12 protein-coding genes, 1 tRNA gene and 1 riboswitch are annotated in these 12,889 nt (G+C 73.3%); of the genes, 4 read left to right on the top strand and 9 right to left on the bottom strand.

What is annotated here, in order from left to right; all coding sequences use genetic code 11:
* Window positions 1-35: 35 nt before the first annotated feature.
* From lhgO to AB5J54_RS21365, 3 genes are all read left to right on the top strand, one after another.
* Complete coding sequence (gene lhgO, locus AB5J54_RS21375; RefSeq protein WP_369145504.1) at window positions 36-1,220, top strand: L-2-hydroxyglutarate oxidase; 1,185 nt, start codon at window positions 36-38, stop codon at window positions 1,218-1,220.
* A gap of 355 nt (window positions 1,221-1,575) precedes the next feature.
* Window positions 1,576-2,295 (top strand): tRNA (guanosine(46)-N7)-methyltransferase TrmB, encoded by a 720-nt coding sequence (trmB, locus tag AB5J54_RS21370; protein ID WP_369149416.1) that lies wholly within the window; start codon window positions 1,576-1,578, stop codon window positions 2,293-2,295.
* 35 nt (window positions 2,296-2,330) lie between these two features.
* Complete coding sequence (locus AB5J54_RS21365) at window positions 2,331-3,662, top strand: PrsW family intramembrane metalloprotease (RefSeq protein ID WP_369145503.1); 1,332 nt, start codon at window positions 2,331-2,333, stop codon at window positions 3,660-3,662.
* A gap of 4 nt (window positions 3,663-3,666) precedes the next feature.
* Here AB5J54_RS21365 and AB5J54_RS21360 read toward each other — a convergent pair whose 3' ends face one another.
* The 9 genes from AB5J54_RS21360 to AB5J54_RS21320 all read right to left on the bottom strand — a co-directional run bounded on the left by AB5J54_RS21360 (window position 3,667) and on the right by AB5J54_RS21320 (window position 11,729).
* A complete protein-coding gene (locus tag AB5J54_RS21360; protein WP_369145502.1) occupies window positions 3,667-4,614 on the bottom strand; it encodes an aldo/keto reductase in 948 nt (315 codons plus the stop codon).
* Window positions 4,615-4,658: 44 nt separating this feature from the next.
* A complete protein-coding gene (locus AB5J54_RS21355) occupies window positions 4,659-5,762 on the bottom strand; it encodes a M23 family metallopeptidase (protein ID WP_369145501.1) in 1,104 nt (367 codons plus the stop codon).
* Window positions 5,763-5,773: 11 nt separating this feature from the next.
* A riboswitch (cyclic di-AMP (ydaO/yuaA leader) is annotated at window positions 5,774-5,921 on the bottom strand.
* Between the two features lie 201 nt (window positions 5,922-6,122).
* Window positions 6,123-7,334, bottom strand: coding sequence for a PP2C family protein-serine/threonine phosphatase (locus AB5J54_RS21350; protein WP_369145500.1), 1,212 nt, complete (start codon window positions 7,332-7,334; stop codon window positions 6,123-6,125).
* A gap of 138 nt (window positions 7,335-7,472) precedes the next feature.
* Window positions 7,473-8,714, bottom strand: a complete 1,242-nt coding sequence (locus AB5J54_RS21345; protein ID WP_369145499.1) for an MFS transporter — start codon at window positions 8,712-8,714, stop codon at window positions 7,473-7,475.
* The gene (locus tag AB5J54_RS21340; RefSeq protein ID WP_369145498.1) at window positions 8,711-9,733 is read right to left on the bottom strand and encodes a PLP-dependent cysteine synthase family protein; all 1,023 of its coding nucleotides are present in this window, start codon (window positions 9,731-9,733) and stop codon (window positions 8,711-8,713) included. Before AB5J54_RS21340 ends, AB5J54_RS21345 begins: the two co-directional genes overlap by 4 nt.
* A gap of 63 nt (window positions 9,734-9,796) precedes the next feature.
* Window positions 9,797-10,174, bottom strand: a complete 378-nt coding sequence (locus AB5J54_RS21335; protein ID WP_369145497.1) for a hypothetical protein — start codon at window positions 10,172-10,174, stop codon at window positions 9,797-9,799.
* Between the two features lie 85 nt (window positions 10,175-10,259).
* On the bottom strand, window positions 10,260-11,000 hold the full coding sequence (locus AB5J54_RS21330; protein ID WP_369145496.1) for a MerR family transcriptional regulator: 741 nt from the start codon (window positions 10,998-11,000) through the stop codon (window positions 10,260-10,262).
* Window positions 11,001-11,107: 107 nt separating this feature from the next.
* Window positions 11,108-11,181, bottom strand: a tRNA-Met gene (locus AB5J54_RS21325).
* Window positions 11,182-11,234: 53 nt separating this feature from the next.
* Window positions 11,235-11,729, bottom strand: a complete 495-nt coding sequence (locus tag AB5J54_RS21320; RefSeq protein WP_369145495.1) for a rhodanese-like domain-containing protein — start codon at window positions 11,727-11,729, stop codon at window positions 11,235-11,237.
* 173 nt (window positions 11,730-11,902) lie between these two features.
* Between AB5J54_RS21320 and sigJ the strand changes: the two genes are divergently transcribed.
* Complete coding sequence (gene sigJ / locus AB5J54_RS21315) at window positions 11,903-12,853, top strand: RNA polymerase sigma factor SigJ (protein ID WP_369145494.1); 951 nt, start codon at window positions 11,903-11,905, stop codon at window positions 12,851-12,853.
* Window positions 12,854-12,889: the final 36 nt, after the last annotated feature.

Here is a 12,889-nt window from a genome sequence, read left to right as displayed (position 1 = left end):
GGCCAGTGCACTATCGGGGGTGGGAGGTGGCGCTGGTGTTTGACTGTGACGTGCTGGTGATCGGCGGCGGGATCGTCGGTCTCTCGACGGCGTACGCGCTGACGCGTGCCGCCCCCGGCACCCGGGTCACGGTCCTGGAGAAGGAGCACGCCCTCGCGCGCCACCAGACCGGGCGCAACAGCGGGGTGATCCACAGCGGGATCTACTACCGGCCCGGGTCGCTCAAGGCGCGGTTCGCGGTCGAGGGCGCGGCCGAGATGGTCAAATTCTGCGCGGAGTGGGGCATTCCTCACGAGGTGACGGGGAAGCTGATCGTCGCCACCACGCGCGAGGAGCTGCCCCGGCTGCACGCGCTCGTGCAGCGCGGCCGGGAGAACGGCATCCCGGTGCGCGAGCTCGGCCCGGCGCAGATCAGCGAGTACGAGCCGCGGGTGCGGGGCCTCGCCGCGATCCACGTCGGCACGACCGGGATCTGCGACTACGGGGCGGTGACGGAGCGGCTCGCCTCGGCCTCCGAGGCGCGGATCCTGTACGGCGCGGAGGTCACCGTCATCGACCGCCGGTCCTGGGGCGTCGCCGTGCGCACGGCGGACGGCCGGGTCGTGCGGGCGAAGGTCCTGGTCAACTGCGCGGGGCTGCACTGCGACCGGATCGCGCGGCTCGCGGGCGACGACCCCGGCATGCGGATAGTCCCCTTCCGCGGCGAGTACTACGAGCTCGCGGACCCCTCGCTGGTCCGGGGCCTGGTCTACCCCGTCCCGGACCCGGCCTTCCCGTTCCTCGGGGTGCATCTGACCCGGGGCATCGACGGCGGCGTCCACATCGGGCCGAACGCGGTCCCGGCGCTGGCGAAGGAGGGCTACGGCTGGTCCGTCGTCCGCCCGCGCGAACTCGGCGCGACGCTGGCGTGGCCCGGGTCCTGGGCGATCGCCCGCGCGCACTGGCGGTACGGCGCCGGCGAGCTGCACCGGTCGGTCTCCAAGCGGGCCTTCACCGAGGCGGTGCGGCGGCTGCTGCCGGTCGTCGAGGAGTCCGACCTGCGGCGGGCGGCGCCGGGGGTGCGGGCGCAGGCGGTGCTGCGGGACGGGACGCTGGTCGACGACTTCCTGATCCGCGAGGCGGCGCGGACGGTGCACGTCCTGAACGCGCCTTCGCCTGCGGCGACGGCGTCGCTCCCGATCGGCCGCGAGGTCGCCACCCGAGCCCTGGCCCGCCTGTAGCCCACGCCGTTGTGGGCGGCGCCCCCGCCCCCCGTGTGGGCAATCGTCCCGCTGGGGCGGGACGGGTGGGCACACGGGACGGCGCCCTTCAGCGGCGCCTCCGCGTTCCGAGCCTGGACCCGCACCCCGAGCGGCGGCGCACACGTGGTGCGGGTTCAGGCGCGGAAGCCTCTGGCGCCGGCAAGGGCGCCGTTCCGTTGTGCCCACCCGTTCCGCCCTGCGGAACGATTGCCCACAACGGACGGGCACCGCCCGGGCCCGCCGTAGGATTGGGGGCATTGTGTCTGAGCAGATTGAGAACGGGCCGCAGCCCGTCGCCGAGCCCGCACCCTCCGTCGCACGTCGCGGCAGTCGGATGTTCGCCCCCGGCGAGGGGCCCATGCCCGATCCCGCCGGCGCCCACCACGAGCGGCGGATCCGCAGCTTCCAGCCGCGCCGCAGCCGTGTCACGTACGGCCAGGCCGAGGCCATGCTGAAGCGGTGGCCCGACTGGGGGCTCGACATCGACGGCAAGCAGGTCCTCGATCTGGACGAGATGTTCGACGGCCTGCCCGTCGTCCTCGAGATCGGGTTCGGCATGGGCGAGGCCACCGCCCAGATGGCCGCCGCCGATCCCGGCACCGGGATCCTCGCCGTGGACGTGCACACGCCCGGCCAGGGCAACCTCCTCGGCCTCGCCGACCGCAACGGCCTCACCAACGTCCGCGTCGCCAACGGCGACGCGATCATCCTGCTCCGCGAGATGCTCGGCGACGCGTCGCTCGACGGCTGCCGGGTCTACTTCCCGGACCCCTGGCCCAAGGCCCGCCACCACAAGCGCCGCCTCATCCAGCCCGAGTTCCTCAGCCTTCTCGCGCCCCGGATGAAGCCCGGAGCCGTGCTCCACTGCGCCACGGACTGGGAGGAGTACGCCGTACAGATGCTGGAGGTGCTCTCCGCGCATCCGGACTACGAGAACACCCAGGCCGACGGCGGCTACGCGCCCCGCCCCGACTTCCGGCCCCTCACCCGCTTCGAGGGCCAGGGACTCGACAAGGGTCACGTCGTGCACGATCTGCTGTTCCGGAGGAAGTGACCCGGCTGTCCGTGCCGGTCGTTAGGGTCGATCACGTGTCGAACCCCGCCGCCGGCGCCCCGCCGTACACCGCTCCCGTCCCGCACCGGGACACCGAGGAGCCGGCCTTCCCCGCCGCCGCCGACCGATCGCAGTGGCGCTACCGGCCGCGCCGCGCCTTCTGGCGCAGCCGGCTGGTCCGCGCGATCGCCGTCGTGACGCTGCTCGCGCTCTGCGCCCTGGTCATCCTGGCGCTGGTCCGCGAGCAGACCGGCACGCAGGGCTTCCTCGTCGGCCTGGGCCTCGCCGTGCTTCCCGTACCGCTGCTGATGTCGGCGTTCCGCTGGCTCGACCGGGTCGAGCCCGGCCCCTGGAAGAACATGCTGTTCGCGTTCGCCTGGGGCGCCTTCGCCGCCGCCCTCGTCGCGATCCTGGCGAACTCCTTCGCGGTCCGCTGGATCGCCACCGCGACGGCCGATCCCGACTCCGCCGACACCCTCGGGGCCACCGTCATCGCCCCGGTGGTGGAGGAGAGCGCGAAGGCCGCCGCGATCCTGCTGCTCTTCCTCTTCCGCAGGAAGGACTTCGGCGGCCTCGTCGACGGCGTCGTCGTCGCCGGGTTCACCGCGACCGGCTTCGCCTTCACCGAGAACATCCTCTATCTCGGCAACGCCTTCGGCGAGGACCAGGAGTTCGGCTCCTCCGGCCTGGGTTCGGTGACCGCCGCGACCTTCTTCGTACGGGTCGTGATGTCGCCGTTCGCGCACCCCCTCTTCACCGTGCTCACCGGCATCGGCTTCGGCTTCGCCGCCCTCGCCCCGCGCGGGAAGCGGCTGCGCCGGGTGCTGTTGCCGCTCGCCGGGCTGCTGCTCGCCATGGGCCTGCACGCCGCCTGGAACGGCTCGGCCACCTTCGGCGGCCCGCTGGCCTTCTACGCGGTGTACGGGGCGCTCATGGTCCCGGCCTTCGGCCTGCTGACCTGGCTGGCGGTGTGGAGCCGGCAGCGGGAGCTGCGCACGATATCCGGGGAGCTCCCGGCGTACGCGGCGGCCGGCTGGCTCGCCCCCACCGAGCCGCTCGCGCTGTCCTCGATGCGCGCCCGGCAGCTGGCCCGCTCGTTCGCCGCGCGGACGTACGGCCAGCCCGCCGCGCGGGCGGTCGGCGAGTACGAGTCCTTCGCGACGACCCTGGCGTTCCTGCGGGACCGGGCCCGGCGCGGCACGGCGGGACCCGATTTCCCGGCCCGGGAGCAGGAGCTGCTGCACCATCTGTGGCAGCGCCGCGCGGTCGCCTCCCCGGCCCTCACGTACGCGGCGCGGGCGACGGGCCGGGCCTGGGCGCCGCCGCAGTACCTGGACTACGACGGCTACAACCCGTACCGCAGTTAGCCGGTCAGACCTCGGAGGCCTCGGTCAGGAGCGTCAGCTCGGCCTCCGTCAGCTTCAGGTCGGCGGCCGCCACCAGCGCCGGGAGCTGTTCGACCGTGCGGGCCGAGGCGATCGGCGCGGCGACGGTGGGCCGGGCGGCGAGCCAGGCGAGGGCGACGGTGGCGAGCTCCGCCTCGTGCGCCTCGGCGACCGTGTCGAGGGCGGAGAGCACGGCCCGTCCGCGCTCCGTGTCCAGGTGGCGGCCGGCCCCGGCGGCGCGGGCGCTGTCGACGGCGGCACCGGGACGGTACTTGCCGGTGAGGAAGCCGGCCGCGAGCCCGTAGTACGGGACGGCCGAGAGCCCGGCCTGCTCGACGGTCTCCAGGAGGGGACCCTCGTAGGTGTCGCGGGAGACCAGGTTGTAGTGCGGCTGGAGGGCGACGTACCGGGTGAGGCCTTCGGCCTCGGCGAAGTCGAGGGAGGCGCGCAGCCGCTCCGGGGAGATGTTGGAGGCGGCGACGGCCCGCACCTTGCCGTCCTTCACCAGCTGGTCGAGGGCGGTGACGATCTCCTCGACCGGGACGGACTCGTCGTCGAAGTGCGTGTAGTAGAGGTCGATGTGGTCGGTGCCGAGGCGGCGCAGGGACTCCTCCGCACCCGCCTTGATGGTGGTGGCGGAGAGGCCCTTGAAGTGGGGGTGGGCGCCGACCTTGGTGGCGACGACGATGTCGGAGCGGTTGCCCCGGGAGGCGAGCCAGCGGCCGATGACGGTCTCGGACTCGCCGCCCTCGTTGCCCTCGGCCCACGCGGAGTAGACGTCGGCGGAGTCGACGAGGTTGCCGCCGGCGGCGGCGTAGGCGTCGAGGACGGCGAAGGACTCGGCCTCGTCGGCGGTCCAGCCGAAGACGTTGCCGCCCAGGGCGACGGGGAAGACGTGCAGGTCGGAGCTGCCCAGCGGGCGGAGGGAGGTCATGCGTCGATCAACCGCTCCGGCCGCCGGGCCTATTCCGGGTCCGTTCAGAGGCTGAGGCCCTTGGAGCGGAGCCAGGCCGCCGGGTCGATGCCGTCGCCGCCGGCGGTGTGGACCTCCATGTGGAGGTGGGCGCCGGTGACGTTGCCGGTGGCGCCGACGCGGCCGATGGTCTCGCCGGTGGACACGGTCTGGCCGGCGCTGACCAGCATGGACGAGAGGTGGCAGTACCAGACCTCGGTGCCGTCCTCCAGCTCCAGGACGATCCGGTAGCCGTAGGAGCCGGACCAGCCCGCGGACTTGACGGTCGCGCCGTGGACCGCCTTGAGCGGGGTGCCCGTGGGGGCGGCGAAGTCGAGGCCGGTGTGGTAGCCGGAGGACCACATCGAGCCGGACTGCATGTAGGTGGCGGTGAGGGTGTACGAGGAGACCGGCAGCGAGTAGCTGGCGGCGAGCTGGGCGAGGCGCTCGGCCTCGGCGGCCGCCTCGGCCTTCGCCCTGGCCTCCGCCTCCGCCTTGGCCTTGGCTTCCGCCTCGGCCTTCGCCTTCGCGTCGGCGGCGGCCTTCTCCGCGGCCGCCTCCTTGGCCGCGGCCTCCGCGGCGGCCTTCTCGGCCGCCGCCTTCTCCGCCGCGGCGAGCTCGGCGGCGTCGGCGGAGGCCTGCTGCTGCTCGGCCTGCTGGAGGATGCGGGCGCGCAGGGCCTCGCCCGCGGCGGGGGCGGAGGCGGCCTGCTCGGTGCGCTCGTCGGCCGCGGTGGTGTACGTGGCGGAGGTGAGCGGGTTCGGGTTGGCGCGGGCCTCACTGACGGGCTCGCTGTGCTCCTCGGGGAGGAGGTCGCCGACGCCGGGGAGGTCGTGGGCGTCGGGCAGGTTCAGGTCGGGGAGGTCCGGCAGCGATATGGCCACCGGGGGCTTCTCCTGCGCGGTGGCGAGGCCGCCCGCGCCGACGGCGGCGATCACGCCGACGCCGAGGACGGTGGAGGAGCGGGCGAAGTTGGAGCGCTGCTTGACGACCCGGTGCCGGCCGCCGGAGCGGCTCTCGGCGCGGAGGGAGCCCTCGGTGGGGTTCCACTCGGTGTCCGGGGCGGCGGGACCCGCACCGCCACCGAAGGCATCGAAGGGGGCTTCGGGTGCGGGGGTGTTGGACGCCACGGGGGCGCGCTCCTTTCCTTCCGTCTCGCCTACCGGGTTAGCTGACGGGTTCGGAGCAGGAAGGTCTCCTACGGGCTCGCTCGCACGGGTGCGAAGGGGCCCGATTCACCCCAAGTGGTGGTTCCCCGGTTCCTTTTCAGGATTCGGCGCGTGCGCACGGTGCCGCCTCTTGCGACGGCTGGGACGACCGCGCTGCGTTATCGAACGTTAATAGACAGGGGGTCCCGATTCCAAGCCGTCCTTCTTGATCATTCATTGAATTGGGAGGTAATGGTCCGACTTGACCCCCGTTCAGGACGGGGTCGCCAAACCCCCGCGATCTGACGTTATGTCAATTGTTATCGCAGTGGCACCCTTCGACTACGCCTGGTGACCGCCCCCGCCCGGCGGCACCACCGGCATCGTCCGGCGCCGCTCCGGCTGCCCCGTCGCCGGCCGGCTCACCGCGAGCAGCGCCATGTCGTCGGTCGACCCGCCGCCCGTGTGGAGCCGTACGTCGTCCACGAGCGCGTCGAGCAGCTCCTCGGGCCCGGGGAAGATCCGTCCGGCGAGCCGGGCCGCCGGATCGTAGAAGACGCCCCGCGCGTTCCGCGCCTCCGAGAGGCCGTCCGTGTAGAAGAGCAGCGTCGCGCCCGCCGGGAACGGCCGCGCCTCGGCCCGGTCCGGCCACGCGGCCAGCTCCCCCATCCCGAGCGGCAGCGCCGCCTCGCCCGGTTCCAGCGGGTCCACGCGCCCGTCCCCGTACAGCATCAGCGGCGGCGGGTGCCCGCGGTTGACGACCCGTACGAAGCCGTCGAAGGTCCCGCCCCCGTCGCCGCGCGGGATCTCGGCCAGGACGGCCGTGGTGAACCCCTCGAAGGAGTCGAGGTCGTCCCGGCGGGTGCCCTCCCGGGCGAGGGCCCGTTCGAGGCGCTGCGCCACGCCCTCCAGGTTCCGCTCCTGCTCGGCCGCCTCCCGGAAGGCGCCGATGACGACGGCGACGGCCTCGACGGCGTCCAGCCCCTTGCCCCGGACGTCCCCGACCACGAGCCGCACCCCGTGCGGGGTGTCCTGGACGGCGAACAGGTCGCCGCCGATGAACGCGTCCGCCTGCGCCGCCTCGTACCGCGCCGCGCACTGCAGCCCGCCGATCCGCTCGGCGGGCATCGGCAGCACCGCCTTCTGCGCGGTCTCCGCGATGACCCGCGCCGAGGCGAGCCGCTCGCCGCTGCGGCGCACGACCCGGTTGATGAGGAGCGCGAGCGCGGAGACGGTGACGACGGTCAGGGTCTCGGTGAGGGCGGGGATCTCGTCGGCGGTGCCGTTGTAGAGGTGCAGCCCGACGGAGGCGAGGACGGCGGCGATCCCCGTGAGCAGCGTGGTCAGCATGGAGAAGAAGGGCGCGGCGATCAGCGGGGCGGCGGAGAAGAGCGGCGCCGCCGTGTACGCGGGCGGTGTCGCCACGTCGAAGACGACACCGCCCACGATGACCAGCGGGGGCAGCGCCCGGATGAACCGCCGGGCGCCTCCGTACGCGGGGCGGCCGTCGCCGCTCCGCCGCCCTCCGCCCGCCGTTCCTAGGGGGTGCCCCACCTGTGCTCTCCTGCCCGGTCCGACCGGCCGCGGTCCGCACCGCGCCCTCCCAGGGTGGCCGCCGCCGGACGGGGCGGCGACTCCCGTGGGGCCGAGTGGCGTACGGGGGCCGGCCGGCAGACCCGCCCCCGTACGGGCTCAGCCGGGAGCCCCCTGGACCGGGACCGGGCCCGCCGCCTCCGCCAGCCGCCCGCCGCGTGCGAGCAGCGCCATCGCCGCCGCGCACACCAGGCCGACCGCGCACAGCACCAGCCACGGCACCGCCGACCAGCCGGTGACGTCGAGGAGCGCGCCCGTCCCCAGGTTCCCGAGGGTGATCCCGACCCCGCACACGGTGTTGTAGAGCCCGTAGTGGGTGGCCACCCAGCGCCCCCGGGACAGGGCGACGACGGTGTCCATCTCGTACGGGTAGAGCACCGCGTTCGCGACGGCCAGGACCGCCGCGCACAACAGCAGCCCCACCAGGCCGCGCCCCAGGACGGCCGGGACCAGGAACGCCCCGCCCATCAGGGCGAGCCCGAGGACGAGGCACCGCTCCCGGCTGAGGCGGCGCCGGCACCAGGCCGTGATCCGCAGCTGCCCGGCGAGCGCGACGAGCGCCGACACCGCGAACAGCGCGGTCGTCGCGGCCGTACCGCCCGCCGCGAGCGGCAGCGCCAGATAGACCTGGAAGGACAGCACGTACGAGCCGGTCATGGCGAGCGAGAAGAGCCAGAAGGTCCGGTGCGCGAGCACGGTACGGAACTGCCCCCGCTCCCCCTTCCCACCGGCACCCGAGGAGACCCGTACGGGCAGATGCCGGAGCTGTACCAGGGTCAGGCCGGCGAACAGCACGGCCGCGACCACGCACGTCAGCCGGAACGACACCCCCGTCAGGGCCACCCCGACGAGCGGCCCGAGCAGAATGCCCGCCTGGTAGTACGTGTTGAACAGCGCGAAGGCCTCCACGCGGCGCTCCTCCCCCGCCTCCGCCGCGAGACAGGCCCGCACGGCGGGGTTGAAGAGCGCTCCCGCGAGGCCGGTCGCGAGCGAGGCGGCGATCAGCATCGGCAACGACTGCGCGAAGGCGAGCGCCCCGAAGCCGACCGTCCGCAGCGCGCAGCCGGCCACGATGAGCGGCTTGAAGCCGAGCCGGTCGGCGAGCGCCCCGCCGACCAGGAACATGCCCTGCTGGGAGAGGTTCCGGGCGCCGAGGACGAGCCCGACGGCCCAGGCGGCCATGCCGAGCCCGTCCGCGAGGTGCGCGGCCAGGTAGGGCATGAGCATGTAGAAGCCGAGGTTGATGGTGAGCTGGTTGAGGAAGAGCAGCCGGACGGCCGGATCGAAGGTGCGGCTCTGCTTCCAGATGCCCCCCTTGGCGGGGGCCGTGGCCGTCGTCACTTGGCGCGCTCCAGGACCCGTCGGGTCCACCCGCTGACCGTCTCGTCGGAGACGTAGGCCACCGGGTCCTCCCGTACGGGTCCGTCGAGCAGCCCGTGCGCCGCGCAGAACTCGTCGTTGAAGACGGTGTCGAAGTACCGCTGCGGCCCGTCCGGGAAGACGGCCGCGATCCGGGTCCCGCGCGGCCGCGTCCGGGCCAGCCAGCCGGCGACGAGCGCGACCGCGCCGACGCTCCAGCCGCCGGTCGCGAAGTGCCGCGAGGCCAGTCGGCGGGCCGCCCGGACCGCCTCCGCGGGGCCCACCCAGTGCACCTCGTCGAAGGCCCCGTGGTCCACGTTCCCCGGGTGGATGGAGGAGCCGAGGCCGCGCATGAGGCGCTCCCCGGCGGGCAGGCCGAAGACGGTGGAGTTCACGGAGTCCACGCCGACCAGCTCCAGGGCCGGGCTGCTGGTGGCGCGCAGGGCCCGGGAGATCCCGGCGGAGTGGCCGCCGGTGCCGACCGCGCAGACGAGGACGTCGATCCGGTCGAGCTGCGCGGACAGTTCGGCGGCGAGACCGGCGTACGCGGCGGGGTTGTCGGGGTTCCCGTACTGGTTCGGCCACCAGGCCCCGTCGAGGCTCAGGAGCAGCTCGGCGACCCTGTCCATCCGGGCCTGCTGCCAGCCGCCCCGCGGGCTGGGCTCGGGCACGACGTGGACCCGGGCGCCGTGGGCGGCGAGCATCCGCTCGACGATCGGTTCGAGACCGGGGTCGGTGACGACGTGCACGGGGTGGCCGTGGAGCACGCCCGCGAGGGCGAGGCCGAGACCGAGGGTGCCGGAGGTGGACTCGACGATCGGGGCGCCGGGCCGCAGCTCCCCGCGACGGCGGGCCTGCTCGACCATGTAGAGGGCGGCGCGGTCCTTGATGCCGCCGAAGTTGAAGCCTTCGAGCTTGGCCCAGTAGCCGTCGTCCGTCCACAGGACGGGGGTGTTGCCGACGGTCTGCCCTTCGACGGGAAGCGTCAGTGGTGCGGTCATGGGAGTACGTCCTTGGGGTGGGTACGCGAAAGGGAGCCTGGTCACGCGGATGCGGGACCCGGCTCAGTTCCGGTCCACCCCGAGGGCGATGAGCAGCCGGCCCGGCTCGGGGCCCGGGCCCGCCCGGTCCCGGACGCAGCGCGCGCGGGGATCGGTGCGGAGGTCCGCCGCGTACGGAAGGACCACGGCTCCGCCGGCGTCGGGCGCGGCGGGCTGGGAGGCGGCGGCCTGGGCGGGGAGGTGGGCGTCGAAGGTCCAGGCGTCCCCGGGCCGCTCGCAGCCGTGCGGGAGCGCGGGGGCGGAGAGGGTCGCGGTGCCGGAGTTCGGCAGGACGTGCCCGTGGGAGCCGTGGCAGACGCTCACCAGGAGGGCGAGGAGCGCGAGCAGGACGAGCACGGCGGGCGCCCGCCGGCTCACATCGCTCACACGCTGGTCACTCATGGTGCGCGTGAGGCTACGGTGGGGTGCGGCGCCCCTGCAAAGAGGCGGGCCCGGTTTTGGCCACCGTTTACATCAGACAGGTCCCTCAGAGGTTCCGCTCGGCGTAGACCTTCATCGCGTCGCGGACGAGGATCGCGGTGCCCTCTCCGTGCCGGTCGTAGTTCACGGTGAAGCGCGGGTCGTCGACGTACATCTGCCCGAGACCGATCAGGTACTCCTTGCTCGGCGTCGCGGTCGTCGACAGCCAGGCGACCTGGCGCCGCGTGATCGCCTGCACCTCCTCGCTGTCGGCGGCCAGGCCGTCCCGGGCGGCCCGCCCGAAGTCGCGGGCGATGCCGGCCTGCTCGTCCTTGAACGCCTTCTTCTGCGCGTCGCTGAGCGAGCGCCACCAGCGGTCGCCCTTCTCGTACGCGTCGCGGCCCCAGCGTTCGGTGACCTCCTCCTCGTACCGCGTGTGGTCGAAACCGTCGAACACTTCCTCGGCCATGAGCTCTTCTCCTCTCTCGGTCTTGTGGAGGGTGGTCCGCACCGACGCGATCCGGCGTCCGATGCGCTCTCGCTCCTGCTCCAGGAGGGCGAGATGGGTGCGCAGGGCGGCGGACGTGTCCCGCTGCCCGGCGAGGACCTCGGCGATGGCGGGCAGCGAGAGCCCCAGCTCGCGCAGCAGCAGGATCCGCTGCAGCCGCACGAGCGCCGCCTGGTCGTAGTACCGGTAACCGTTGGCGCCGATCCGGCTCGGTTCCAGCAGTCCGCGCTCGCCGTAGTGGCGGAGGGTGCGGCTGGTGGTGCCGGCCTTCTTGGCGATCTCCTGGATCGACCACTCCATGCCGAGAACGCTAAATCTTGACGTTGCGTCAAGGTCAAGCGGAGAGAACCGGGAAACGACGAAGGCCCGGATCCAGTGACTGGATCCGGGCCTTCGTCGCTACTGAGTAGCGGGGACAGGATTTGAACCTGCGACCTCTGGGTTATGAGCCCAGCGAGCTACCGAGCTGCTCCACCCCGCGTCGGTGAACCTGACTCTACGGCATGACCGGGGCGATCACGAAATCGGTTGAGGTCAGCAACCGCAGTCGTCGGATTCGACCGGCGCCGTCAGCGGGTCGGCGGCCTTCTCCGCGGGCCCCTCCCACGTCTCGTACGCGAAGCCCTCGCGCACCCAGTACTCGAAGCCGCCGAGCATCTCCTTCACCTGGAAGCCCAGCTCGGCGAGGGCGAGCGCGGCGCGGGTGGCGCCGTTGCAGCCGGGGCCCCAGCAGTACGTGACGACGGGGACGGACCTGTCCAGCAGCTGCTCGGCCTGCTCGGGGATGAGGGCGGTCGGCAGGTGGATCGCGCCGGGGACGTGGCCCTGGTCCCAGGAGGCGGTGGAGCGCGAGTCGATCACGACGAAGCCCGGGTCGGTGCCCTCGGCGGCGGCGGTCGCGAGCGCGGAGGCCACGTCGGAGACGTCGGCGTGGAAGGCGAGGCTGGCCGAGAAGTAGGCGGCCGCCGCGGCGGGGGAGGCCGGCGGGGTACGGAGTACGGGGTTGACCTGCGTCGTTGTCGTCGTCATGGTGATCAATCTACGGACGAAGATCACCGTGTTGAAGTGGGGATTCACGGTGGTCGGGGGCTTCGGCCGGGGAATCCCGGGCGTTCGCCACGAGACGGCGGGGATCTCACGTACCGGGACCCCACGGCTCGTCTCCGCTGTCACATCCACGGAGTTTGATCCGTCATGACGGCATGACGGGACGCGAACGGGGAGATCGACGAGTGGACCACGAGACCCAGGACCAGAGACTCGACAAGGAATTCCTGGCCCGGCGCTTCGACGCCGACCGCGGCCATCTGCGGGCGGTGGCCTACCGGATGCTGGGCTCGCTCAGCGAGGCCGAGGACGCCGTCCAGGAGGCCTGGTTCAAGCTCAGCCGCAGCGACGTCAGCGGCGTGGAGAACCTCAGCGGCTGGCTGACCACGGTCGTCGGCCGTGTCTGCCTGGACATGCTGCGCTCGCGCTCCTCGCGCCGCGAGGACCCGCTGGAGTACTACGTCCCCGATCCGGTGGTCCGGGTCGCCGACACCACCGACCCGGAGCACGCGGCCGAGCTCACCGAGTCCGTCGGGCTCGCGCTCCTCGTCGTCCTGGACACCCTGGGTCCCGCGGAGCGGCTCGCGTTCGTGCTGCACGACATGTTCGCCGTCTCCTTCGACGACATCGCGAAGATCGTGGACCGCACCCCGGCCGCCACCCGCCAGCTCGCCAGCCGCGCCCGCCGCCGCGTGCAGGACGCCACCCCGGCCCCCGGTCCGGACGCGCGCCGGCAGCGGGAGATCGCCGACGCCTTCCTCGCCGCGGCGAACGGCGGCGACTTCGAGGGGCTGCTCGCCGTCCTCGACCCGGACGTGGTGCTGCGCGCGGACGGCGGCCGGACCCTCGCGGCGGTCTCCAAGATGGTGCGGGGCGCCGAGGCGGTCATCGCGCAGGCGCTCACGTACGCCAAGTTCCGTACGGACACGCTCCGGGTCGTGGCCAACGGCCAGCCCGCGGTGGTGTCGGTCGTCAAGGGACGCCCGGGATCGATCATGACGTTCACGATCGTCGAGGACCGGATCGTCGAGCTGCACATCCTGGCGGACCCGGAGCGGATGGCCACCCTCGGCCTCACGGAGGAGGACCTGGCCCGGGCGGAGTAATGACCCGGCCCACATGCGGGAGGGAACCGTCCGTGC

The organism is Streptomyces sp. R44, from assembly GCF_041053105.1.
Classification (GTDB): Bacteria; Actinomycetota; Actinomycetes; order Streptomycetales; family Streptomycetaceae; genus Streptomyces.
Note: the sequence above shows the minus strand (reverse complement) of the source record. Positions and strands in the feature narration are given on the sequence as shown.

Excerpts from the sequence above, each read along its gene's own strand:
- AB5J54_RS21320 (WP_369145495.1), bottom strand. The coding sequence starts at position 11,729 with ATGACGACGACAACGACGCAGGTCAACCCCGTACTCCGTACCCCGCCG.
- sigJ (WP_369145494.1), top strand. The coding sequence starts at position 11,903 with ATGACGGGACGCGAACGGGGAGATCGACGAGTGGACCACGAGACCCAG.
- trmB (WP_369149416.1), top strand. The coding sequence starts at position 1,576 with ATGTTCGCCCCCGGCGAGGGGCCCATGCCCGATCCCGCCGGCGCCCAC.
- AB5J54_RS21340 (WP_369145498.1), bottom strand. The coding sequence starts at position 9,733 with ATGACCGCACCACTGACGCTTCCCGTCGAAGGGCAGACCGTCGGCAAC.
- AB5J54_RS21330 (WP_369145496.1), bottom strand. The coding sequence starts at position 11,000 with ATGGAGTGGTCGATCCAGGAGATCGCCAAGAAGGCCGGCACCACCAGC.
- AB5J54_RS21335 (WP_369145497.1), bottom strand. The coding sequence starts at position 10,174 with ATGAGTGACCAGCGTGTGAGCGATGTGAGCCGGCGGGCGCCCGCCGTG.
- AB5J54_RS21360 (WP_369145502.1), bottom strand. The coding sequence starts at position 4,614 with ATGACCTCCCTCCGCCCGCTGGGCAGCTCCGACCTGCACGTCTTCCCC.